22 protein-coding genes and 2 pseudogenes are annotated in these 21,446 nt (G+C 74.5%); 15 read left to right on the top strand and 9 right to left on the bottom strand.

The window, feature by feature from the left end; translation table 11 throughout:
* Positions 1-33 precede the first annotated feature (33 nt).
* The 3 genes and pseudogenes from ACFZCF_RS18615 to ACFZCF_RS18625 form a co-directional block, all read left to right on the top strand.
* Positions 34-492 carry a GNAT family N-acetyltransferase gene (locus ACFZCF_RS18615; RefSeq protein WP_391287333.1) on the top strand — a complete coding sequence of 153 codons (459 nt, stop codon included), beginning with the start codon at positions 34-36 and terminating at the stop codon, positions 490-492.
* A 90-nt stretch (positions 493-582) separates the two neighbouring features.
* Positions 583-1,661 (top strand): annotated as a pseudogene (locus tag ACFZCF_RS18620) (dihydrodipicolinate reductase).
* A pseudogene (locus ACFZCF_RS18625) lies at positions 1,658-1,886 on the top strand (carboxymuconolactone decarboxylase family protein); the annotation flags it as partial. The pseudogenes ACFZCF_RS18620 and ACFZCF_RS18625, both read left to right, overlap by 4 nt.
* Positions 1,887-2,104: 218 nt before the next feature.
* Here the strand turns inward: ACFZCF_RS18625 and ACFZCF_RS18630 are convergent.
* The gene (locus ACFZCF_RS18630) at positions 2,105-3,217 is read right to left on the bottom strand and encodes an asparaginase domain-containing protein (protein WP_391287335.1); all 1,113 of its coding nucleotides are present in this window, start codon (positions 3,215-3,217) and stop codon (positions 2,105-2,107) included.
* Between the two features lie 138 nt (positions 3,218-3,355).
* On the opposite strand from ACFZCF_RS18630, the gene ACFZCF_RS18635 reads away from it, so the two are divergent.
* The 5 genes from ACFZCF_RS18635 to ACFZCF_RS18655 all read left to right on the top strand — a co-directional run bounded on the left by ACFZCF_RS18635 (position 3,356) and on the right by ACFZCF_RS18655 (position 8,309).
* Positions 3,356-3,820, top strand: a complete 465-nt coding sequence (locus tag ACFZCF_RS18635; protein WP_391287336.1) for a winged helix-turn-helix transcriptional regulator — start codon at positions 3,356-3,358, stop codon at positions 3,818-3,820.
* 201 nt (positions 3,821-4,021) lie between these two features.
* Positions 4,022-4,822, top strand: coding sequence for an endonuclease (locus ACFZCF_RS18640; protein ID WP_391287337.1), 801 nt, complete (start codon positions 4,022-4,024; stop codon positions 4,820-4,822).
* Positions 4,823-4,910: 88 nt separating this feature from the next.
* On the top strand, positions 4,911-6,191 hold the full coding sequence (locus ACFZCF_RS18645; protein ID WP_391287339.1) for a VWA domain-containing protein: 1,281 nt from the start codon (positions 4,911-4,913) through the stop codon (positions 6,189-6,191).
* The gene (locus tag ACFZCF_RS18650) at positions 6,191-7,027 is read left to right on the top strand and encodes a hypothetical protein (protein WP_391287341.1); all 837 of its coding nucleotides are present in this window, start codon (positions 6,191-6,193) and stop codon (positions 7,025-7,027) included. Before ACFZCF_RS18645 ends, ACFZCF_RS18650 begins: the two co-directional genes overlap by 1 nt.
* A 160-nt stretch (positions 7,028-7,187) precedes the next feature.
* The gene (locus tag ACFZCF_RS18655) at positions 7,188-8,309 is read left to right on the top strand and encodes an FAD-dependent oxidoreductase (protein WP_391287343.1); all 1,122 of its coding nucleotides are present in this window, start codon (positions 7,188-7,190) and stop codon (positions 8,307-8,309) included.
* 105 nt (positions 8,310-8,414) lie between these two features.
* Here the strand turns inward: ACFZCF_RS18655 and ACFZCF_RS18660 are convergent, their stop codons facing one another.
* The 4 genes from ACFZCF_RS18660 to ACFZCF_RS18675 all read right to left on the bottom strand — a co-directional run bounded on the left by ACFZCF_RS18660 (position 8,415) and on the right by ACFZCF_RS18675 (position 12,429).
* Positions 8,415-8,870, bottom strand: a complete 456-nt coding sequence (locus tag ACFZCF_RS18660) for a MarR family transcriptional regulator (protein ID WP_391287345.1) — start codon at positions 8,868-8,870, stop codon at positions 8,415-8,417.
* 50 nt (positions 8,871-8,920) lie between these two features.
* Positions 8,921-9,400, bottom strand: a complete 480-nt coding sequence (locus tag ACFZCF_RS18665) for a (2Fe-2S)-binding protein (RefSeq protein WP_388444411.1) — start codon at positions 9,398-9,400, stop codon at positions 8,921-8,923.
* Between the two features lie 17 nt (positions 9,401-9,417).
* Positions 9,418-11,787, bottom strand: coding sequence for a molybdopterin cofactor-binding domain-containing protein (locus ACFZCF_RS18670; protein WP_391287348.1), 2,370 nt, complete (start codon positions 11,785-11,787; stop codon positions 9,418-9,420).
* Positions 11,788-12,057: 270 nt separating this feature from the next.
* Positions 12,058-12,429 (bottom strand): hypothetical protein, encoded by a 372-nt coding sequence (locus tag ACFZCF_RS18675; protein ID WP_388444417.1) that lies wholly within the window; start codon positions 12,427-12,429, stop codon positions 12,058-12,060.
* Between the two features lie 270 nt (positions 12,430-12,699).
* On the opposite strand from ACFZCF_RS18675, the gene ACFZCF_RS18680 reads away from it, so the two are divergent.
* From ACFZCF_RS18680 to ACFZCF_RS18690, 3 genes are all read left to right on the top strand, one after another.
* Positions 12,700-13,137 (top strand): OsmC family protein, encoded by a 438-nt coding sequence (locus ACFZCF_RS18680; RefSeq protein ID WP_388444428.1) that lies wholly within the window; start codon positions 12,700-12,702, stop codon positions 13,135-13,137.
* Positions 13,138-13,237: 100 nt separating this feature from the next.
* Entirely contained in the window at positions 13,238-13,636 is a 399-nt protein-coding gene (locus ACFZCF_RS18685; protein ID WP_388444431.1) for a nuclear transport factor 2 family protein, read from the top strand.
* A gap of 46 nt (positions 13,637-13,682) precedes the next feature.
* Positions 13,683-14,051 (top strand): hypothetical protein, encoded by a 369-nt coding sequence (locus tag ACFZCF_RS18690; protein WP_391287351.1) that lies wholly within the window; start codon positions 13,683-13,685, stop codon positions 14,049-14,051.
* Here the strand turns inward: ACFZCF_RS18690 and ACFZCF_RS18695 are convergent.
* Both ACFZCF_RS18695 and ACFZCF_RS18700 read right to left on the bottom strand, forming a co-directional pair.
* Complete coding sequence (locus ACFZCF_RS18695; protein ID WP_388444437.1) at positions 14,042-14,431, bottom strand: DUF4440 domain-containing protein; 390 nt, start codon at positions 14,429-14,431, stop codon at positions 14,042-14,044. The genes ACFZCF_RS18690 and ACFZCF_RS18695 overlap by 10 nt on opposite strands.
* A 7-nt stretch (positions 14,432-14,438) precedes the next feature.
* Positions 14,439-14,951: a DUF664 domain-containing protein gene (locus ACFZCF_RS18700; RefSeq protein WP_391287353.1), complete on the bottom strand. Its 513-nt coding sequence runs from the start codon at positions 14,949-14,951 to the stop codon at positions 14,439-14,441.
* A gap of 288 nt (positions 14,952-15,239) precedes the next feature.
* Here ACFZCF_RS18700 and ACFZCF_RS18705 point away from each other — a divergent pair, with 288 nt between their 5' ends.
* Positions 15,240-17,075, top strand: a complete 1,836-nt coding sequence (locus ACFZCF_RS18705) for a glycoside hydrolase family 15 protein (protein ID WP_391287355.1) — start codon at positions 15,240-15,242, stop codon at positions 17,073-17,075.
* Positions 17,076-17,231: 156 nt separating this feature from the next.
* On the opposite strand, the gene ACFZCF_RS18710 is transcribed toward ACFZCF_RS18705, so the two are convergent.
* Positions 17,232-17,597: a cupin domain-containing protein gene (locus tag ACFZCF_RS18710; RefSeq protein ID WP_388444444.1), complete on the bottom strand. Its 366-nt coding sequence runs from the start codon at positions 17,595-17,597 to the stop codon at positions 17,232-17,234.
* A gap of 178 nt (positions 17,598-17,775) precedes the next feature.
* Here ACFZCF_RS18710 and ACFZCF_RS18715 point away from each other — a divergent pair, with 178 nt between their 5' ends.
* Positions 17,776-18,213: an SPW repeat protein gene (locus ACFZCF_RS18715; protein WP_388444447.1), complete on the top strand. Its 438-nt coding sequence runs from the start codon at positions 17,776-17,778 to the stop codon at positions 18,211-18,213.
* Positions 18,214-18,399: 186 nt separating this feature from the next.
* Entirely contained in the window at positions 18,400-19,689 is a 1,290-nt protein-coding gene (locus ACFZCF_RS18720) for a GNAT family N-acetyltransferase (RefSeq protein ID WP_391287358.1), read from the top strand.
* 37 nt (positions 19,690-19,726) lie between these two features.
* Here ACFZCF_RS18720 and ACFZCF_RS18725 read toward each other — a convergent pair whose 3' ends face one another.
* A complete protein-coding gene (locus ACFZCF_RS18725; protein ID WP_391287360.1) occupies positions 19,727-20,638 on the bottom strand; it encodes a PfkB family carbohydrate kinase in 912 nt (303 codons plus the stop codon).
* Positions 20,639-20,840: 202 nt separating this feature from the next.
* On the opposite strand from ACFZCF_RS18725, the gene ACFZCF_RS18730 reads away from it, so the two are divergent.
* On the top strand, positions 20,841-21,425 hold the full coding sequence (locus tag ACFZCF_RS18730; protein ID WP_391287361.1) for a YdeI/OmpD-associated family protein: 585 nt from the start codon (positions 20,841-20,843) through the stop codon (positions 21,423-21,425).
* Positions 21,426-21,446: the final 21 nt, after the last annotated feature.

Genomic DNA, 21,446 nt, shown 5'->3' on the forward strand with positions numbered 1-21,446 from the left:
GACGGGCGCCCGGGTGCCGGGTTGGGTGCGGGGATGAATGATCAAGAGGGGTACGGGGAGCTGCGGGTGGTTCCGGCGGCGGACGGCCGGGGGCTCGCCGACTGGCGGGCGGTCCACAACACGGTCGTCCCGACGGCGGTGCTGTCCGAGGACGAGGTGCGGGAGCGGGCCGGGCGGAACCGGTTGGACGTGGCGTACCTGGACGGGGAGGCCGTGGGCTGTTCGACGGTGCGTCCGCCGGACGGGGGGACGCCCGCGGCGACGGTGATCGCGCGGATCCTGCCGGAGTACCGGGGGCGGGGCTTCGGAACGGCGTTGTACGAGCGGGGGCTCGCGCACGCGGGGACGCTGGGCGGGCAGGGCGTGGAGACGGTGGTCCTCGCCTCGAACGAGGAGGGGCTGCGGTTCGCGCTGGCGCGGGGGTTCACGGAGGTGGAGCGGTATGTGCTGCCGGGGGACACGATCCCGTACGTGACGCTGCGCCTGACGTGACCTCCGCGACGACGAAACACATTTGACGGAACGTCAGATCTTCTTGTCGCGGCTCTGGGAACCTCCGTCCCCCGGCGCTACCCTCCGCGCATGATACGGACGGTGGTGTGGGGAACCGGGAAGGTCGGGCGGGCGGCCATCCGGGCCGTGGACGCCCATCCCGGGCTCGAACTGGCGGCGGTCCTCGTCTCCGATCCGGTGAAGGTGGGCCGGGACGCGGGCGCGCTCGCGGGCCTCGGGCGCGCGCTCGGGGTGGTCGCGACCGACGACGTCGGGGCGGTGCTCGACGCACGGCCGGGGGCCGTGGTGTACGCCGCGTCCGGGGACGTGCGGCCCGACGGCGCCCTGGAGGACGTGGTGCGGGCGGTGGCGGCGGGGCGGTGGTGGTGACGCCGTCGCTGTATCCGCTGTACGACCCGCGGAACGCGCCGCCCGAGTTCCGCGACCCGGTGCTCGCGGCGGTGGCCGAGGGCGGCGGCTCGCTCTTCGCCTCCGGGGTGGACCCGGGCTGGGGGAATGACGTGCTGCCGCTGCTGGTGAGCGGGCTCGGCACGACCGTGGACGCGGTCCGCTGCCAGGAGATCTTCGACTACTCGACGTACGAACAGGAGTTCTCCGTCCGCGAGCTGATCGGGATGGGCCGGCCGCTCGACCACGAGCCGCCGATGCTCTTCCCGTCCGTCCCGACGATGGTGTGGGACGGTCAGATCAGGCTGATGGCGAGGGCGCTGGGCGTCGAGGTGGAGGAGATCCGCGAGACGGTGGACCGGCGTCCGCTGGAGGCGACGGTGACGACGCGGACGATGGGCGTCTTCGAGGCGGGCACCCAGGGCGCCGTCCGCTTCGAGGTGCAGGGGGTCGTCGGCGGGGGGCCGCGGATCGTGATCGAGCACGCGACCCGGATCCATCCGTCCTGCGCGCCGGACTGGCCGGTGCCGCCGGACGGCGCGGGGGCGCACCGGGTGATCGTCGAGGGCCGGCCCCGGATCGAGGTGACGGTGACGGCGACCGACGAGGACGGGAACCGGGCGGCCGGCGGGAACGCGACGGCGGTGGGACGCCTCGTCGGGGCGATCGACTGGCTGACGGCGGCGGAACCGGGGCTCTACGACGCGCTGGACGTGCCGATGCGGCCGGCGGTGGGCAGGCTGGGAAGCAGACCGCGGTGATCATCGACATTCCCGAGGGGCAGGAGCCGATCGGGTACGTATGGGGCGACATGGTCCCGGAGATCGGGACGGCGGCGGCGAACTTCTCGCTCTCGGTGTACGCCCACGACCCTGGGGCCGCGCGAGTTCGAGGCGGCGCGGCTGCGGATCGCGCAGATCGACGGCTGCGGCTTCTGTCTGGACCGGCGTACGGGCCGGGACGGGGAGAAGGTCGGGGAGGGCTTCGACGAGGTGGTCGCCGCGGGGACGTCGGCGCGGGCGGGGGCGGGGAGGGTGCCGGCCAGGGCGGCAGCCCCGAGAACGGAACCTGTTCCGGTCAGGAAGCGGCGGCGGCTGACTCCGTGAGTTCCCAACGAAGGGGTGTTTCCGGCTCGCGGGCGGAGGAGGGGGGTCGACGCCCGCGAGCCGTGTCAGGGGGTGGCCGCCGGAGCGGGCCGGGCCCGTCAGCTCCGGGTCGGGACCGGGGCGGGGGCGGCCTCGCGGGAGGTGCCGGTGGCGAGCGCGGGGGCGGGCCGGACCGGGCCCTCGAGGAGGCGGCGCAGGAGCGCGGTGCGGCGGGCCGGGTCGTCGCCGTCGGTCTCGGCGAGGAGGGCGGAGAGGACGGCGATGCGGGCCTGGCCGGCCCGGAGGGTGCCGGTCAGCAGGCCGCCGTTGGCGACGAGGTCGACGGCGCCGCCGCCGGTGTAGATCTCGGCGAGCGGCCCGGCCGGGACGCGGGTGGTGACGGCGACCAGGACGCCCCGCGCGGTGGCCTCGGCCACGGCCTCGGCGATCTCCGGAGTGGCGTTGCCGGCGCCGGTGGCGACGAGAACGATGCCGCGGGCCCCGGCGGCGAGGGCCGCGTCGAAGTGGAGCCGGTCGCCGTCGGTGTGGTGGAAGACGACGTCCACGCGGGGCAGCGTGCCGCGGGGGGCCTCCGGGTCGGCGGTGCGGGCGGCGGCCGGCAGCGGGAGGACGGCCGGACGGTCCGGGAGGCGCTCGATGTCGACGCGGGAGAATCCGACCCGGCCCAGCCGCTCGGCCGAGGGGTCCGCGAAGGCGTCCGCGGCGAGGGTCTGGGTCTTCACCGTGCCGCGGGCGGCGTGGACACGGCCGTCGAAGACGACGAGGACGCCGAGGTCGCGGACGGTCGCGGCGACCTGGAGGGCGTCGTACAGGTTCCCCGGGCCGTCGCCGTCGCCGGTGCCGAAGGGGCGCTGGGCGCCGGTGAGGACGACCGGGCGGGCGTCGTCGTGGTGGAGGTCCAGGAGGAAGGCGGTCTCCTCCAGGGTGTCCGTGCCGTGGGTGACGACGACGCCGTCGACGCCCGGGTCCGCCAGGGTCTCGTGGACCGTGCGGAGCAGCACGAGCTGGTGGGCCGCGGTGAGGAGCGAGCTGTTGACGTTGAAGAGGTCGCGGACCTCGACGCTCACGCCCTCGGGCAGCGGGGCGGTGGCGAGGACGTCGTCGCCGGAGGCGTCGGCCGCGTAGCCGGTTCCCTGCCAGCGGCTGGCGATGGTGCCGCCGGTGCTGATGACGACGATCCGCCGCGGGCTTCCGTCGTTCGTCCGCTGCATGTCCGCCGCCTCTCCGTGTCCGGTGTGTCGCGACCCCGTCCCGTGCCGGGGTCATCTCGGCAACGGTAGGCCAAGAGGAGGAGCAGACGATTGCCAATTCGGGCGCGGAAATGTTTCAGCGTGGCAGATAATCGCGCCATGGACCAAATTGATCTCCACATCTTGCGCGAGCTCCAGCAGGACGGCCGGCTGAGCAACCAGGAGCTGGCCCAGCGGGTCGGGCTGAGCCCCTCCCCCTGCCTGCGCCGGGTGCGTCAGCTGGAGCAGGACGGGGTGATCCGGGGCTACCGGGCGATCATCGACCCGGAGGCGGTGGGCCGGGGCTTCGAGGTGCTGGTCTCCGTGGAGGTGAGGCGCGACCGGGAGACGGTGGAGGCCTTCGAGGAGGCGCTCCAGTCGATCCCCGACGTCATCGAGGCGTACCGGCTCTTCGGCAGCCCGGGGTGCCTGCTGCGCATCGCGGTCGCGGACCTCTCGGCGTACGAGCGGCTGTGGATCGAGCAGCTGACGGCGCTGGCCGGGGTCACCGAGGTGAACTCCCAGATCATCATGAAGCGGATCAAGGAGCCGAAGGGGATGCCGGTGGACCTCCGGGGCGTCTGACGTCGAAGTGGCGCGTTCCGCCGGCCCGCGGGCGCCGCGTATGCGAGAACGTCACCCAATGGCTCTTTGTCCGTAACACGACAACCCCCTCTCCCGTGCGACCCTCCCCGTTGACACGAAGTCAACACGCGTAGAACGCCGTCCCCTTGAGCCGGGCGCACGGCGGTCGTCCGCGTGCCCGTCCCCGGGAAAGGGCCCCCCATGTCGGTTGCACGGATACGCAGGTGGAAGGTCTGGGCGGCGCTGTCGGCCGCCGTCGTCGGACTCACGCTCCCCGTGGTGACGGCGACCCCCGCCGCCGCCACCACGACCGCGTACGACACCACGTACTACAAGAACGCCGTCGGCAAGACCGGCACCAGCCTCAAGTCGGCGCTGCACACCATCATCAGCGACCAGGACACGATCTCGTACGACGCGGTCTGGAACGCCCTGAAGACGCTGGACCAGGACCCCGACAACAGCGCCAACGTCGTCCTCCTCTACAGCGGCGCCTCCCGCAGCAAGAGCCTCAACGGCGGCTCGGTCGGCAACTGGAACCGCGAGCACACCTGGGCGCAGTCGCACGGCTCCTTCGGCACCTCGGCCGGCCCCGGGACCGACCTGCACCACCTGCGGGCCTGTGACGTCCAGGTCAACAGCACGCGCGGCAACAAGGACTTCGACAACGGCGGCGGCGCGGTGAGCGGCGCCCCCGGCAGCTACACCGACGCCGACTCCTTCGAGCCGCGCGACGCCGACAAGGGCGACGTGGCCCGCATGATCCTCTACATGGCCGTGCGGTACGAGGGCGGCGACGGCTGGCCGAACCTGGAGCCCAACGAGTCCACCTCCAACGGCAGCGTGCCCTTCCACGGCAAGCTCTCGGTCCTGAAGCAGTGGAACGTGCAGGACCCGCCGAGCGCCTTCGAGGAGCGCCGCAACGACCTCGTGCACTCCACCTACCAGGGCAACCGGAACCCCTTCATCGACCACCCGGAGTGGGTCGAGGCGATCTGGTAGCCCGTCAGGGCCGCACGTCCGGCTCCCCGTCCGCCGGGGAGCCGGACCCCGGTTTGGATTGTCGGAGGATCATCAATACGATCCGCCGATGATCACGAGAAAACGGCTGGCGACCTGGGCCTGCGCGCTGCTCGTCGCCCTGACCGCCGCGTTGCTCCCCACGAGCGCCTCCGCCGACGAGCCGGCGGCGAAGGAATCCCCCAAGGTCGAGCTGGTCCTCGACGTCAGCGGCTCCATGCGGGCCAAGGACATCGACGGCAAGTCCCGGATGAGCGCCGCCAAGCAGGCCTTCAACGAGGTCCTGGACGCGGTGCCGGAGGAGGTCAGGCTCGGCATCCGCACGCTCGGCGCGGACTACCCCGGCCAAGACCGCAAGCGGGGCTGCAAGGACACCCGGCAGCTGTACCCGGTCGGACCGCTCGACCGGACCGAGGCCAAGGCCGCCGTCGCCACCCTCGCGCCCACCGGCTGGACCCCGATCGGACCGGCCCTCCTCGGCGCGGCCGACGACCTCGGCGAGGACGGCGCGACCAAGCGGATCGTCCTCATCACCGACGGCGAGGACACCTGCGCCCCGCTCGACCCCTGCCAGGTGGCCCGCGAGATCGCCGCCAAGGGCATCCACCTCGTGATCGACACCCTGGGCCTGGTCCCGGACGCCAAGACCCGGCAGCAGCTCACCTGCATCGCCGAGGCCACCGGAGGCACGTACACCTCCGTCCACCGCACCGACGAACTCTCCCGCCGGGTCCGCCAGCTCGTGGACCGCGCGGCCGACCCGGTGGTGACCCCCGTCGCCACCGAGGGCGCCGGGCGCTGCGCGGACGCCCCGCGGCTCGCGCCGGGCCTCTACACGGACCGGGAGACCTTCGGCGAGCACCGCTGGTACCGGGTCGACCTGCTGCCCGGACAGGAACTGCGCGCCTCGGTCAGCGTCTCCGCCGACCGGGCCGTCCACAACGACTACGGGGTGCTCCTGCGCGCCGTCACCCGGCACGGCCGGGAGATCGTGCGCGGCTCGGAGGCGGGCGACGGCCGCACGGACGTCATCTCCACCGGGCTGCGCTACCCGAAGCCGGAGGCGGAGGACGCGGACACGGACGGCGACGGCAAGCCGGCCGCCGAGACCGTCTGCCTCCAGGTCAGCAACTCCTTCTCCGCTCCCCCGTCGGTGAAGACCACGCCCGGCATGCCGATCGAGCTCACCGTCGACGTCGTGGACGGCCCGGCGAGCGCCTCGGACGTCGCCTCCTTCGGCCTCGGCCGCGGCTGGTGGCTCCTCGGCGCGCTGGTGCTCGCCGGCTTCCTCGCCGGTCTCGTCTGGGGCTGGCTGTCCCGCTGGCGCGTCGCCGTCTGGAGGACCCACTGATGCGTACCGTACGGATGCTCGCGGCGGCCGCGCTGGCCGGCGCCGCCCTCCTCGGCCCCGTCGCGCCGGTCGCCCTCGCCGACACGCCCGCGCCGTCGGTGTCCCGGGACTCGGGATCCGAGGACGCCGGCCCCACCGAGGCCGGCACCACCTTCCGCACCGCCGCCGCCTTCCGCCCCGGCCAGGAGGCCACCGCGCAGGCGGCGACGGGCGACTACCTGTACTGGGTGTTCCCGGCCGACACCGGCGAACGGCCCACCGTGCGCGCGACGGTGACGCTGCCGGAGAGCGCCCTGCGGCACGGTCCGGCCACCTGGCGGGTCGACGTGTACGACGGCCTGCGCCGCCGTCAGCCGTGCATGTACGGCGCCCAGTCGCGCACCGCCGCCAAGGAGGCCGCGTCGCTGGAGCTCGCCTGTGTGCTGCGGCCCGTGCGGGCCTCCGCCGACGCCTGGGCGAACGACCCGCTGCCGGGCAGCTACTACGTGCGGCTGACCGTCACCGGGCTGCCGGAGGAGGACCTGGGCCAGTCGTTCTCGGCCCGGCTCGGCGTCGACGTCTCCGACATGGGGGGCTCGTACGCCACCGACGGGGCGCTCGCCGCGCCGCTGGTGCCGGGGGCCACCACGGCCGACCTGGCGGAGCAGGCCGAGGAGGAGGGCCGCAGGACCGCCGTCGAGGCGGCCGCGCCGGAGGACGGCTGGTCCTCCACCTGGTGGTCCGACCGCTGGCTCTGGACCGCGGCCGGCGGTGTCCTCGCCGCGCTCGCGGGCATCGGAGGCTACGGCCTCACCAGGGGCACGGGCCGTCCGCCGCGGGTGCCGCCCGCCGCCTGAGCCACCTTCCGAAGGCCCCCGTCGCGAACGCGGCGGGGGCCTTCGCGCGTCCCGGCGCCGCCACCGGGTTTACAGTTCGCGACACGAACTATATGGTTCGTGTCGCGAACTACTGGGGCGGGTGCGCCGCCCCGGGCTTCTTCCGAAGGGGAACACGGACATGAACGCGATCGTCACCGTCATCGGCGGGGGATACGGCGGCTCGGCCCTCGCCAAGGCGCTGGAGGCGGACGCCGAGGCCGGCGTCGAGGTCGTCCTCGTCGAACCGAAGGACGCCTTCGTGCACGCCGCCGGCACGCTCCGGGCCCTCGTCCGGCCCGACTGGGCACCGAACGTCTTCTTCCCGTACGACCGGCTCCTCGCCCGGGGCCGGGTGATCCGCGACCGGGCCGCCTCGATCGACGCCCGCGGCGTCACCCTCGCCTCCGGGGAGCGCGTCGACGCCGACTACGTGGTCGTCGCCACCGGCTCCTCCTACCCGTACCCGGCGAAGTTCGCCACCGACTCCTCCGCCGAGGCACTGAACCGGCTCCGCGCCACCCACGAGGAGCTGGCCGGCGCCGACCACGTGCTGATCAGCGGCGCCGGGCCGGTCGGCCTGGAGCTGGCCGGCGAGATCCGGGCCGTGTGGCCCGACAAGCGGATCACCCTCGTCGATCCGGGCGCGGCCCTCCTCCCCGGCTTCGCCCCCGAGCTCCGCGAGGACCTCGCCCGCCAGCTGGAGGAGCTGAAGGTGGGGGTACGACTCGGCATCGCGCTCAGCGAGGAGCCGCCGGCAGGACCCGGCCGCGCGGGGACCTTCACGGTGGGCACCTCGGACGGCGGCACGCTCACCGCCGACATCTGGTTCCGGGCCCACGGCGGCGGCGTGAACGGCGGCTTCCTGGCGGCCGAGCTGTCCAGCGCGCTCACCCCGCGGGGGCAGCTGCGCGTCGACGACCGCCTGCGGGTCGAGGGCCAGGAGCGGGTCTACGCGATCGGAGACGTCACGGCCCTGGAGGAGGCCAAGATGGCCGGGTACGCGATGCAGCACGCGGAGGTCGTCGCGGCCGACATCCTGGCCCAGGTCCGGGGCGGACGGCCGGAGGCCGTCTACACGCCCTCCCCCGTCCCCTCCGTCCTGCTGCCGCTCGGGCCGCTCGGCGGCGTCGGGCAGTTCCCGTCCCCCGACGGGCCCCTCGTCCTGCCGGCCGCCACGGTCTCCGAGTACAAGGGCGGCGACCTCTTCACGGGACGGTTCGCCGAGCTCTTCGGCACGGCCCCCGGCACCGCCGAGGCGTAGGCCGGCCTCAGCCCCGGTCGGTACGGGCGGGGGCGGGCCGGTCGGCACGGGCGGGGGCGGGCCGGTCGGTACAGGCGGAGCTCAGCGTCGGTCGGTACGGGCGGCTCAGCGCCGGTCGGCGAAGACCTCCGGGACCTCGTTGTCCACGACGACCCGGCCGAGGAGCTCGGCCAGCCGCTCCCGCTCGGCGTCGTCGAGCCCCGACGGCAGCAGGTCGATGCGGCGGCAGGCCTCCGTGTAGAAGGCGTCGGCGAGACGGGCGCCCTCCCCGGTGAGGACGACCCGCACGGCCCGCCCGTCCTCCGGGTCGGCCTCGCGGCCGACGAAGCCGAGCCTGGAGGTGCGGTCGACCAGGCCGGTGAGGCTGGACTTGGCCAGCCCGAGCTTGGCGCCCAGCTCGCCCATCCCGGTCGGCCCCGGCATCAGGACGCAGAGCAGCTGGCCCTGCTGGGGCGTCAGCCCGTACGCGTGCGCGGCCTCCGCGTACGCGGTGTTCACCAGGAACGCGGAGCGCACCAGCGCGCCGACCACTCCGATCCGCTCACCCTCGTCCTTCGCCATGCCGACAGAATACCTACCCTTCGCGGCACGAACTATCTGCGGGGAACCCGTCAGGGCATCCGCCGGGCCCCTTCCAGGACCGCCTGCCGGATCCGGTGGTAGGTGCCGCAGCGGCAGATGTTGCGGAGCTCGTCGAGGTCGGCGTCGGTCACCTCGCGGCCCGCCTCCCGGGCCCGGCGGACCGCGTCGACGGCCGCCATGATCTGGCCGGGCTGGCAGTAGCCGCACTGGGCGACGTCCAGGTCCAGCCAGGCCTCCTGCATCGGGTGGAGCTCGGCGCCGACGGTGTCGGGCAGCCCCTCGATGGTAATGACCTCGTCGTCGGCGGCCAGCTCGCCGACGGGCACGGCGCAGGGCGTGAACGCCTTGCCGTTCAGATGGCTGGTACAGGCCCGGCAGACGCCGACCCCGCAGCCGTACTTGGGCCCGGTGACGCCGAGGACGTCCCTGAGGACCCACAGGAGCCGGACGTCGGACTCGACCTCGGCGGTGACGGCCTTGCCGTTGAGGATGAAGGTGTGCTGGGGCACGGAGGGCTCCGGGAGGGTCAGAGGACGCGTGCGCGGCCGTCGGTCGGGGAGGCCGGGACCGGCGGGACGGCCGGCGCGGGCGTGAAGGTGAGCGGGGCGGTGTGGTTGACCGGGAAGACCGTCGGCATGGTGCCGGTCGCCCGGCCGTACGCCGAGGCGACGGCCGCCATCGCCGCGGCGACGGCCAGCTCGCCCGCCCCGCCCGGCTTGTCGCCCGTCGGCGGCATGACGACGATCTCCAGCTCAGGCGGGGTGTTCCACTGCCGCGTGTAGTAGTAGTTGTCCCAACTGGACTCCAGGAAGGCCCCGTCCTTCAGGTGCAGGCCCGAGGTGAGCGCGAGGGCGATGCCGTCGGAGATGCCGCCCATCATCTGGGCTTCCAGGCCGCGCGGGTTGACGGCGAGGCCGACGTCGACCGCGCAGACCACCTTGGTGACCCGGGGACCGGTGTACGCGTTCGGGACGGTGCGGCCGGTGGTCGCGGGCCGGCAGTCGATCTCGGCGAGCACGGCGACGTACGAGTGGTACTCGGGGTGCAGGGCGATGCCCTGCGCCGTGCCGGGCTCCATCGGCCGCCCCCAGCGGCCCCGGCGGGCGACCGTGTCGAGGACGGCGCGGCCCCGGGCCTCCTTCGCCAGGCGGCGGCGCAGCGCGTAGGCGTCCTCGCCCAGGCGGCGGGCCAGCTCGTCGATGACGAGCTCCTGGGCGGTGCGCACGTTCGGCGAGTAGATGTTCCGCATCGAGCCCGTGTTGTAGCCCTTGTCGGTCTCGGCGAGGAGCTGGGTGGTGACGCCGAGGTGGTAGGGGCTGACCTGGGTGAGCTGGAACATCGTCTCGGAGAAGGTGAGGTCGGCGACCGGCAGCCGGGCCGCCTCCGCCGTCAGCACCTCCCCGATGCCGTGCCCGAAGTCCGTGGCCACGGAGGTGTGCCGCTGCTCGTAGGTGAGCACCTCGCCGAGCGAGTAGGTGGCGCGGACCCGGGAGGTCGACATGGGGTGGGTGCGCCCCTGCCGGAAGTCGTCGGTGCGGTGCCACATGAGCTTCACCGGCTTGCCGAGCTTCTTCGAGATCTCGGCGGCCTCGTGGGCGGCGTCGTGGAACAGCTTGCGGCCGAAGGAGCCGCCGCCCTCGGTGACGTGCACCTTCACGGCGGAGACGGGCAGTCCGAGGCGGAGCGCGATCTGCTCCTGGGCGACGATCGGCGCCTTCAGCGACCCCCAGATCTCGGCGGAGTCCGGGCGGACGTCGGCGATCGCGCAGTTGGTCTCCAGGGCGCCGTTGCTGGCGAAGTGGAAGGTGAAGCGGGCGTCGACGGCCTTGGTGAGCAGCGGCAACGGAGGCACGACGAGCGGGAGTTCGGCCCGGCGCAGCTCGGCGAGGACGGAAGCGTCGGTGGCGTCCTCGGCGGTGCCGGGGCCCCACTCCACGTCGAGTGCGCGGATCGCGTCGACGCACTGGCCGAAGGTGCGGGCGCGGACGGCGACGCCGGTGGAGACGGTGACGACGTCGGTGACGCCCGGCATGGCCCGGACGGCGTCGAGGTCGGCGACGGAGCGGACGGTGCCGTTGATGGTGGGCGGGCGGCAGACCATGGTCGGCAGGGCGCCGTCGATCTGGAGGTCCATCGCGAACTTCTTGCGGCCGGTGACGGCGTCGAGCGCGTCGAGCCGGCTGCGGGCGGTGCCGATGACCCGGAAGTCGGCGCGGTCCTTCAGGGTGACGGTGACGGCGGAGTCCGCCACGGCGGCGGCCCCGGCGGCGAGTTCGCCGTAGCCGAGGACGGCGCCGGCCGGAGAGAGGACGGTGCCCGCCTTGGTGGTGAGGGTGGAGACGGGCTCGCCGAGGACGAGGGAGGCCGCGTGCAGCAGCCGGCCACGGGCGACGGCGGCGGCGACCCGGATCGGGGTGTAGGTGGAGACGGTGGTGTTGGAGCCGCCGGTCAGCTGGTTGAAGAGCAGCTCGGGGCGGGCGTCGGCGAGGGTGACCCGCACCTGCTCCAGGGGGATGTCGAGCTCCTCCGCGATGAGCATGGCGGAGGAGGTGGTGACCCCCTGGCCGACCTCGGCGCGCGGGAGGGCGAAGTGGACGGTGCCGTCCGCGTCGAGGCGGAGGGTGACGAGGTGGCTGGTCGGCAGCGCGGCCACGGTCAGCAGGTCGTTGAGGTCGAGGATCTCGGCCGGTCCGGGCAGTGAGGGGACGACGGCCTCGGCGGTCGTGGGCGCGAGGGCCTCGGCGCCGGCCTGGGCGGCGACGGTGAGCGTCGGCGCGGCGAGGACGTAGCCGAGGAAGCGGCGCCGGCCGATGCCGGGCGCGTCACCGCCGTCCCGTGCCGCGACGGCGGGCGGGGGGCTCTGCTCGTTCGCGCGCGCGGGATGCCGCCTGGCCATGGGGGATGCCTTTCGACGCTGCCGTACCCGCCCGAGGGTCCGGTCCTCCTCGGGTGCGGGGGCGATCATCGCGCATCCCGGGGCGGCGCGGGACCCCTTCGGTGCGGATCGCGCGAAGATCCGCGCTGGTCAGACCCGATTTCGGTCAGGTGCGCCGGATTTCGCCCGTGCGTCGGCCACGGGCGCCGGGGCCGGGGAGCCGTCGGCGGCGGGGCGTCCCCGGGGAGCGCGGCGGGGCAGGTGCGAGCGGGCCGCGGTCGGGCTCGACGTCTACCGCTGGGCGCCGGAGCGGATCGTGCGGCTCCTGAGCGGGGCGGGGCCGGTGGAGTCGGCGCGGCCGGTGCGGGAACCGGACGCGACCGTCGCCTCGCGCCGGGGCTTCGTCCTGCCGCGCAGGCCCCGCAGGGCCTGGACGCGGCGGGCGTTCATGCGGCCCCCGCAGGAGCGCAGCTGGTCCCGGGAGACCCTGGCCCGCTGGCCACCGCCGGCGATGAGGGCGTTCACCGAGACCATCGGGTCGCCGCCGACCGAGCGGGCGAGCAGCGCGCCCACCACGACCGGGCCGAGCGCGACCACCAGGGCGGTGCCGGTGGCCGAGGCACGGCGGAGGGGGCGGGGGCGGCGCGGGGTGCGGAGGCTCATGGGTCCATTGCAGCCGCCAGGGGCGCCGGGCGGATCCGCCGGTGTACTCAGAGGGGCGTGGCGACCGTACTCAGAGGCGCCCGCCGGGGGGCGCGGGCGAGCTGACCGGCCGCGAGCGCGAGGCGGTCGTCCCGGTGGCGCGCGGGCTGACGAGGTTCCCGTCGCCTCGACGGGTGGCGGCGTCCGGTGTCGCGCCGGGCCGGGTGGGGCGGCCGGGCCGGGAGCCGTAGCGTACGGGGCAGATGTCCGTACGCTGCTGAGGAGTACCCGATGGCCGACTACCGCGTCGAGACCGAACGCACCGGATACCGCCGGTGGACCGCCCGCAACGACCGGGGCGCGGAGGTGCTGATGGCCGCCGCCGACGACGAGGGGGCGCAGCCCTCGTTCACGCCGGTGGAGCTGCTGCTGGCGGCGATGGCGGGCTGCGGGGGCCTGGTGATCGACCGGACGGCGCGGGCCGTCGAGCACGACGGGCTGCGGATCGTGGTGGAGTCCGTGTCGACGCCGGAGGACGAGGGGCGGATCGGGCGGATCCGGGTGAGCTACGAGATGGAGCTGCCGGAGTCGAACCCGAAGGCGGCGGAGGTGTTCGCGCGCGGAGTGCGGCTCACGCACGAGAAGTTCTGCACGGTGAGCCGCACGGTCGAGCACGGGGCGCGGGTGGAGGCGATCCTGCCGGACGGCACGGTCGGCTTCGAGGGCTGACCGCACCCGCTCCTTCGGCGGTCGTCCCGGGTCGGCTCGCCGGCGCGGGCCCGGGGCCCGTGCGGGTGCGGCCCCGGACCCGCGTGCGCATCATGGAGGCATGACCGTCCGGGACGACTTCCTCACCTGGGTGAGGACCGATCTCCAGGCCGCCGAGCGGGCCCTGCACGACGGGGACCCGGCGCCGCGCCGGGCGCTCTGGTCGCGCCGCGAGCCGGTGAGCGTCCTGGGGGCCTGGTACAACGCCGTCGGCCAGGAGGACGTGGACACCCTCTTCACGGCGCTCGCCCGGCGTTTCTCCGACTGCGTCGACTACCGCATCGAGGTGATCGGGCACGACGTCGTCGGCGACATGGCCTACACGGCGTGCTTCGAGCACATCGCCGCGTCGGTGGACGGCGAGGCCCGCGTCTACACGCTCCGCGCCACCCAGACGTACCGCCGCGAGGACGGCGAGTGGCGGGTGGTCCACCGGCACGGCGACCTCGTGCAGGCCTGACCCCCGGCCGTAGGATCCCCTGCGGACGAGGAGGGGGCGACGGATCGTGCAGTGGAGCGTCGGCAGCGTCGTGGCCGGGCTGATCGTGGGCGGCGGAGGGCTCGGCCTCATCGTGGCCGGACTGGTGGCGAAGGGACGCGCCACCCGCCCGTTCGCCGCGCGGCGGGCGGCCGTGATGGCCCACCGGGCGTACGTCCGGGACCTGACGCGCGCCGCTGACGCGGCCATCGCCGCCGCCCGGCGGGCCGCCGGCGAGGGCGAGCCCGCGATCGTCACCGTCGAGGCCGTCGAACGGCTCGTGCGCGAGCGGTACGGGCACGAGCTCGTCGAGCGGCGGCACGCGGCGGCGGCCCTGCGCCGGAGCTTCCGCGAGCGCGGCTGCGCGGCGGACTGCGTGACGGACGCCTACGGCTGAGCCGGGCCGTCCGGGACCGGGGTGCCCTGGTGGTAGTAGAGGCGGAGGGTGCCGGCGGTGTCGCGGCGCCAGAGGGAGGAACGGCGGGCGCGGCGGCCGCCGATGACGGTCTCGTAGGTAAGGTGGACGACGCCGGGGGCGAGCACCGTGCCGGCGAACGCCTCGGCGACGATGGGCGGTCCGTCCTCGCCGCCGTGGAGCGCGGGCAGGGCGGCGAGCATCTCCGCGTACGTCCAGCGCCGCCCGGAGGCACCGACCTCGGTGAACCCGGGGTCGAACAGGGCCTCGGCGAGCGGCCGGGAGAGGCGGACGACGGGGTCGTGGAGGCGGAGCTCGCGCTCGATCGCCTCGGCGACGTCCGGGTGGCGGCTTTCCGTCACGAGGGTGTCACTCCCCCGTCGTGCCGTCGATGCGCTCGCGCAGCAGGTCCGCGTGACCGTTGTGGCGGGCGTACTCCTCGATCATGTGGGCGAGGACGTAGCGGACCGAGTACGTCTCCTCCCCGCGCCGTCCGGTGGCGTCGAGGGAGTCCGCCGCCTCGACGATCGCGCGGGAGCGGGCGCACTCGGCGCGCCAGACGGCGAAGTCCGCCTCCGCGTCGGCGTGCTCGACGTCGAAGTCGGCCCACTCGGTCGAGCCCGGCGGCGTCCAGGGACTGCGGCTGTCCTCCCCCGCGAGGACGTTGCGGAACCAGCCGCGCTCGACCTCGGCGGCGTGCCGGACGAGGCCGAGGAGGGAGAGCCCGGAGGGCGGCACGGCGCGCTCCTTCAGCTGCTCCGGGGTGAGCCCGGCGCACTTGAGCGCGAGGGTGTCCCGCTGGAACTGGAGCATGGCCGTCAGCGTGGCGCGCTCGTCGGCGCCGGCGGTGGGCACGGGGGTGCGGCGGTCGTCCTGGATCATGGCGGCATTCTGCCCGGCCGGGCGCGCCGGGTCACGGGGATATCAGCGGGAGGGGAGGACGGCGGCGGCCCGGTGCGTGCTCCGGTGTCGGGGCCGGTGCCTGCGCCGCTGCCGGAGCCGGTCCCTGCGTCCAGGTCGGAGCCGGTACCTGCGTGGAAGTCGGAGCCGGGGTCCGTACCGCGTGGGGAAGCCGTTCCGATTCCGTTCACCGTCCATGATGCTCCCGCCGACAGGCGGCGGCATCCCGTCTCGGGCGCGCGCCGGGGCACCATCGCGGATAGTGGAGGGATGAAGCGCTATCCGCTCATCGCCGAGCACGGCCTGGTGGGGGATCTGCAGACCGCCGCGCTCATCTCGGACGAGGGCGTCGTGGACTGGTTCGCGGCGCCCCGGTTCGACTCCCCGGGGGTGTTCTCGGCGCTCCTGGACCACGACCGGGGCGGCTACTTCCGCCTCTCGGTGGACGGGCCGGACGTGACGGTCAAGCAGCTCTACTATCCGGACACGGCGATCCTGGTGACCCGGTTCATGTCCCCCGACGGGGTGGGCGAGTTGATGGACTGGATGCCGCCGGACCGGACGGGGCGGCCGACCTCCCGACACACCCTGATGCGGGCGATGCGGTGCACCCGGGGCAGCATCGCGTTCACCCTGGAGTGCCGGCCCCGGTTCGGCTTCGGGAGGACCCCGCACGACGTCCGGATCGACGGCCGCACGGCGACCTTCCGCTCGGCGGCGATGGCGGGTTTCCTCCAGACGAACGTGCCGCTGGAGCCGGACGGGCCGTACGACGTGCGCGGCCGTCTGGAGCTGTCCGAGGGACAGCTGGCCGGGGCGTCCTTCACCGTGGACGGTCCCGAGGCCGCGCCGCCGTCGCTGCCGGACCCCCGGGAGGCGGAGGCCGCGCTGTGGGACGCGGTGGACTTCTGGCAGCGGTGGGTGCGCACCGCGCGGTACCGGGGGCGCTGGCCCGACATGGTGCACCGCTCGGCGATCACGCTGAAGCTGCTGACGTACCTGCCGTCGGGCGCGCCCATCGCGGCGCCGACGCTGGGGCTGCCGGAGCAGGTGGGCGGCGAGCGGAACTGGGACTACCGCTACACCTGGGTGCGGGACGGCTCGCTGGCCGTGCGGGCCCTGCTGGACCTGGGGTTCGCGGAGGAGGCGGCGGCGTTCACGGAGTGGCTGACGGCGCGGGTCGCCGAGCGGTCGGAGGGCCCGGCCGGCGGGCGGCCGCTGCAGATCATGTACCGGGTGGACGGGGACCCCTCGCTGCCCGAGGAGGTGCTGTCGGAGTTCGAGGGGTACCGGGGTTCGGCTCCGGTGCGGGTGGGGAACGCGGCGGCGGACCAGCTGCAGCTCGACATCTTCGGCGAGGCGATGTACGCGCTGGCGCAGGGCGGCGGGCAGGACATCCTGCCGACGTACGAGGGGTGGCGGGCGGTGTCGGGGATGCTCGACTGGCTCGCCGACGCCTGGGACGCGCCCGACGAGGGCATCTGGGAGACGCGGGGCGGGCGCCGCGACTTCACCTTCAGCCGGGTGATGTCGTGGGTGGCCTTCGACCGGGGGCTGCGGCTCGCGGAGGAGTTCGGCCGGCCCGCGGCCCTGGACACCTGGCGGGCGGCGCGGGACGAGATCTTCGCGCAGGTGATGCGGCGCGGCTGGAGCGAGCGACGCCGGGCGCTCACCCAGTACTTCGGCGGGGACGTGCTGGACGCCTCGCTGCTGCTGGTGCCCCGGACCGGGCTGCTGAATCCGACGGACCCGCGGTGGCTGAGCACCCTGGACGCGATCGAGAGCGGCCTCGTCCGGGACAACCTGGTCCATCGCTACGACCCCGGCGCCGCCCCGGACGGACTGCGGGGCGCCGAGGGCACGTTCAGCCTCTGCACCTTCCTGTACGTCGACGCGCTGGCGCGGGCCGGACGGGTGCGGCAGGCGCGGTTCGCCTTCGAGAAGATGCTCACGTACGCCAACCACGCCGGTCTGTTCGCCGAGGAGATCGGGCCGAGCGGTGAGCAACTCGGCAACTTCCCGCAGGCCTTCACCCACCTTTCGCTGATCATGGCGGCGACGACCCTGGACGAGGCCCTGGACTCCCCGGCCACCCGTCCGGGCTGACGACCGCCGCTCGAAGCGGCGGCGGCCTCCTCCGGCGCGGGCGGCGACCGACGGAACGGCGGGGGCGGCCGCCGTCGCGGCCGTCCCCGCCGTTCCGTGGTCCGCCCCCTCCGGAGAGCCCTGACGAGGAGGTGCCGGGGCGCGGGAAGAGGGGGGTCAGGAGGCCTTGGCGTAGTCGGCGAAGCCGTTCCAGTCCAGCGCCACGCAGGCTTCGTCGCCGACGACCCAGGCGTCGTGGCCGGGAGTGACCTCCATGAAGTCGCCGGGGCCGAACTCGTCCTCCTCGCCGTCGTCCATGACGACGTGGATCCGTCCGCTGACCACGTAGCCGACGTGTGCCGCCTGGCAGCTGTCCGTGCCGGCGATGGGTTTCACGTGCTCGGACCACCGCCAGCCGGGCTCGAACACGGCCCGTCCGACGGAGCCGCTCTCGGTGGTGAGCAGATCGAGCCTGCCCTTGTCGCCCTCGAAGGGACGGGTCTCGTCCGCCTGGTCGAAACTTCTTCGCGTGATGCCGGTCATCGTCTCCGCCTCCCGGCGGTGAGCGGGTGCCCCGAGTCCTCTCCCAGCGTACGCCGCACCGGTCCGACCCTCTCGCCCCGGCTTCACATAAGGAACATATAAGCGCACAATGGGACTGCGGCATTCGTGCCGCGAGCGCGGTCCGACACGCACACGCCACAGCAAGGAGGCGAGTCACATGGCCGACGTCTCTCACCGACACGGTGACATCGCGGGACACCCCGACGCGACGGAGATGCGCGCGCGCTACGCACAGATCATGCAGACCAGGGGAGTCGCGGCCGTCGAGGAACTCGTCATCCTCGCCGGCGTCTGGATCGCGATCTCCGCCTACACGGTCCACTTCGCGGCATCCAGGCCGGAGCTGGCCATCACCAACCTGGTCGTCGGCATCGCGCTCGCGGTCCTCGGCCTGTGCGCGTCGATGGCACCCGAGCGTTCCCAGGACCTCAACTTCGTGGTCCTGCTGCTCGGCGCCTGGACGATCGTCGCCCCGTGGGTCGTCACCCGGAGCCCCGACACCGGCATGATCCTGAACAACGTCATCGCCGGCGCGTGCGTCTGCCTGTTCGCCCTCACCGCGGGCGGACTCCTGATGAGCAAGCGCAGGAAGTGAGGCACGCACTTCCCCGTCCCACGGCGGCGTTCCCCCGGGAGCGCCGCCGTACGCGTGTCCGCGCCGCTGCGCCCAGTGACGAAGCGGCGCGTTTCCGCGCCGCTCCTTGTGCAGGATGGCGCAGGCCCCGCCCCACCGCCCCCGCCTAGCCTCGCCGCAACGAGCACACGAGGGGCGGTACCACCGGTGAACTGGCACATCCACGACTACCGCGAGAACGATCTCGCCGCCGTCGTCCACCTGATCGACACCACGGCCGAACTGGGACAGGAGTCCGTCTTCTCGCTCGCCGAGTGCATCGGCGCGCTCACCTCCCGGCAGCCGGCCGTCGTCGCCGTCCACCAGGGCGTGCCCATCGGCGCGGCGCTCGCCTGCGTCTCCGGCGAGCGCGCCTGGGTGATGAGGGTGGCGATCGCCGACGGCTGGCGCGGCCGGGGACTTGCCAGCGCCCTCCTGGTGGAGCTGGAGCGGAAGCTGGTCGCCGCCCGGGTGGGGAGGATCGCGTACGTCCTCCCCGAGGAGGAACTGCTCGGCGAGGGGCTCCTCAACGCCGGGTACACGCGCCGGCCCGCGGTCGCGTACTTCGAGAAGACCGAGCCGCTGCACGGGCCCGCCGCCGGGCTGCTCGACGACCTCGGCGGCCGGCTCCTGCCGGGCGACCTGTGGGCGAAGGTCGCCGGCATGGAGCGGGAGAAGGACCTCATCGAGCGGCGGGTCGTGCTGCCGCTCGCCGAGCCGGAGCGGGCGGCCCTGCACGGGGTCCGGCCGCCCCGGGCGATCTGCCTGTTCGGCCCGCCGGGCACCGGCAAGACGACCTTCGCCCGCGCGGTGGCCTCGCGGCTCGGCTGGCCGTTCGTGGAGATCCTGCCGTCGCGGCTCGCTGACGGCGGCAACCTCGCGGCGGCGCTGCGCACCGCCTTCGCGCGGATCGCGGAGCTCGACCGGGTGCTCGTCTTCATCGACGAGGTCGAGGAGATCGCCCCGGTCCGCTCCGAGCCGGCCCAGCCGGGCGGGCTGCACGGGGTCACCAACGAACTCCTCAAGCTGATCCCGGGCTTCCGGGAGGGCGACGAGCGGCTCCTGGTGTGCGCGACCAACTCGGTGCGCTCCCTCGACCCCGCGTTCCTGCGGCCCGGCCGCTTCGACTACCTGATCCCGATCGGCACGCCGGACAAGGGGGCCCGGGCGGCGATCTGGTCCCGCTACGCGGACGGCCGCCCGGAGGTGGACATCGACGAACTGGTCCTCGCCAGCGACCTGTTCACCCCGGCGGACATCGAGCACGCGGCCCGGGTGGCGGCGCAGGCGTCCTTCGAGCGGGACCTCGTCGCCACCGGCGCCCGGGGCGTTGACGCCGGAGCGCCGGGCGCGCGCACGACCGACTACCTGGCGGCGATCGCCGCCGCCCGCCCGACGGTGACGCCGGAGCTTGTCGAACGGTTCGCGGAGGACATCACGAGCCACGCCCGCACCTGACCGCGACCGGGGCCGCCGCCTCGGGCCCGCGCCCCCCTCACCGGCCGGTGAGTGCCGCGTCCAGCTCCGCCCGGTCCGGTGGCCGGGCGCCGGCCCGGGAGACGGTGACGGCCGCCGCGGCGGCCGCCCGGGCCAGCAGTCCGGCGAGGTCGCCGGCGCCGAGCGCGGCGAGCGCGGCCCGGTCGCGGTCGGCGAGGGCGTCGAGGAGGGCCGACATGAAGGAGTCGCCCGCGCCGACGGTGTCGACGACGGAGACCGGCGTCGCCCCGGCGGTCACCGTGTGCCGCCGGGTCACGGCCAGCGCCCCTTCCCCTCCCCGGGTGACGAGGACGACGGAGGGCCCGAGCGCCAGCCAGCGCGCGGCGACCGCCTCGGGCGGTTCTCCCGGGTGGAGCCACGCCAGGTCCTCGTCGCTCGCCTTCACCACGTCGGCGAGGGCGACGCACCGCTCGACCCGGGCCGCGGCCGCCGCGCGCTCCCCCATGAGTGCGGGCCGCACGTTCGGGTCGTAGCTGACGGTGGCGGTGGCCCGCAGCCGTTCCGTCAGCGCGAGCACGGTGGCGGCGCCGGGGTCGGTGACGGCCGCGATGGAGCCCAGGTGCACGTGCCGCACCGGCTCCGGGGTCGCCGGCGGCTCTTCGGCGCTCAGGGTCCAGGCGATGTCGAAGGCGTACGTCGCCCGGCCGCTTCCGTCGAGCGAGACGACGGCCGACGGGGTGCGGGCGGGGGCACCGCCGAGGGCGAGCCGCACCCCCGCGCCCGTGAGGTGTCCGGCGATGAGCCGCCCGGCGGAATCGTCGGCGAGCTGGGTGAGGAGGGTGGTGGCCCGGCCGAGCCGGGCGAGGCCGTAGGCGACGTTGGCGGGGCTGCCGCCCGGGTGGACGACGTCGGCGGCGCCGGGCTCACGGACGACGTCGGCGACGCACTCGCCGATCACCAGGAAGGACATCGGGTCTCACGGCTCCTAGGCATGGGGCGTCGGGGGCACGGTCGGTCAGGTCGATGATCCCGTGCCCGCGGCGGAAGCCTCCCACGCGGGTGTCGCCGAGCGACGCTCCGCGGGCCGCGCGGGGGTCCCGCCGTGCCGCACGCGCGACGACACCCGCCCCGCGTCGATATCGTGGGCGCGACGCGAGGAAAGGCGGACGCCCGTGGAATCGGTCGGCACGGACGAGGGACTCCGGGTCCTCGCCTTCGACGGCGGCGGCGAGCTGGAGGAGTGGCTGGCCGCGCACCACGGCGACACGGCCGGCATCTGGCTGCTGCTGGGCCGAGGGGGCGGCGGGCTCCCCTCGCCCACGGCCGACGAGATCCTGGACGCCACGCTCGCGTACGGCTGGATCACCGGCAAGCGCAAGGCCCGCGACGAGCGCTCGTACCTCCAGAAGATCACCCCGCGCCGGCCCCGCAGCCTCTGGTCCCAGGTCAACGTCCGCCGGGTCGAGCAGTTGCTCGCCGCGGGCCGGATGCGCGAGCCGGGCCTGGCGGAGGTGCGGGCCGCACGGGCGGACGGCCGGTGGGAGGCGGCGTACCCCTCCCAGAAGGACGCGACGGTCCCCGACGACCTGGCGGCCGCCCTCGCCGCCCGCCCGGAGGCGGCCCTCGCCTTCGAGGCGCTGGGGAAGACGGACCGCTATCTGATCATCCTCGGTCTGTGGCAGGCGCGGACGGCGAGGACCCGCGCCGCCCGCCTGGAACGAGCCGTGACCCGCCTGGCGGACGGCGGCGGGCCCTGAGGGACGTCTCCCGGCCGCGCC

The sequence above is a fragment of the Streptomyces sp. NPDC007945 genome (assembly GCF_042958885.1).
GTDB lineage: Bacteria > Actinomycetota > Actinomycetes > Streptomycetales > Streptomycetaceae > Streptomyces.

Excerpts from the sequence above, each read along its gene's own strand:
- ACFZCF_RS18615 (WP_391287333.1), top strand. The coding sequence starts at position 34 with ATGAATGATCAAGAGGGGTACGGGGAGCTGCGGGTGGTTCCGGCGGCG.
- ACFZCF_RS18630 (WP_391287335.1), bottom strand. The coding sequence starts at position 3,217 with ATGCAGCGGACGAACGACGGAAGCCCGCGGCGGATCGTCGTCATCAGC.
- ACFZCF_RS18635 (WP_391287336.1), top strand. The coding sequence starts at position 3,356 with ATGGACCAAATTGATCTCCACATCTTGCGCGAGCTCCAGCAGGACGGC.
- ACFZCF_RS18640 (WP_391287337.1), top strand. The coding sequence starts at position 4,022 with ATGTCGGTTGCACGGATACGCAGGTGGAAGGTCTGGGCGGCGCTGTCG.
- ACFZCF_RS18645 (WP_391287339.1), top strand. The coding sequence starts at position 4,911 with ATGATCACGAGAAAACGGCTGGCGACCTGGGCCTGCGCGCTGCTCGTC.
- ACFZCF_RS18650 (WP_391287341.1), top strand. The coding sequence starts at position 6,191 with ATGCGTACCGTACGGATGCTCGCGGCGGCCGCGCTGGCCGGCGCCGCC.
- ACFZCF_RS18655 (WP_391287343.1), top strand. The coding sequence starts at position 7,188 with ATGAACGCGATCGTCACCGTCATCGGCGGGGGATACGGCGGCTCGGCC.
- ACFZCF_RS18660 (WP_391287345.1), bottom strand. The coding sequence starts at position 8,870 with ATGGCGAAGGACGAGGGTGAGCGGATCGGAGTGGTCGGCGCGCTGGTG.
- ACFZCF_RS18670 (WP_391287348.1), bottom strand. The coding sequence starts at position 11,787 with ATGGCCAGGCGGCATCCCGCGCGCGCGAACGAGCAGAGCCCCCCGCCC.
- ACFZCF_RS18675 (WP_388444417.1), bottom strand. The coding sequence starts at position 12,429 with ATGAGCCTCCGCACCCCGCGCCGCCCCCGCCCCCTCCGCCGTGCCTCG.
- ACFZCF_RS18680 (WP_388444428.1), top strand. The coding sequence starts at position 12,700 with ATGGCCGACTACCGCGTCGAGACCGAACGCACCGGATACCGCCGGTGG.
- ACFZCF_RS18685 (WP_388444431.1), top strand. The coding sequence starts at position 13,238 with ATGACCGTCCGGGACGACTTCCTCACCTGGGTGAGGACCGATCTCCAG.
- ACFZCF_RS18700 (WP_391287353.1), bottom strand. The coding sequence starts at position 14,951 with ATGATCCAGGACGACCGCCGCACCCCCGTGCCCACCGCCGGCGCCGAC.
- ACFZCF_RS18705 (WP_391287355.1), top strand. The coding sequence starts at position 15,240 with ATGAAGCGCTATCCGCTCATCGCCGAGCACGGCCTGGTGGGGGATCTG.
- ACFZCF_RS18710 (WP_388444444.1), bottom strand. The coding sequence starts at position 17,597 with ATGACCGGCATCACGCGAAGAAGTTTCGACCAGGCGGACGAGACCCGT.
- ACFZCF_RS18715 (WP_388444447.1), top strand. The coding sequence starts at position 17,776 with ATGGCCGACGTCTCTCACCGACACGGTGACATCGCGGGACACCCCGAC.
- ACFZCF_RS18725 (WP_391287360.1), bottom strand. The coding sequence starts at position 20,638 with ATGTCCTTCCTGGTGATCGGCGAGTGCGTCGCCGACGTCGTCCGTGAG.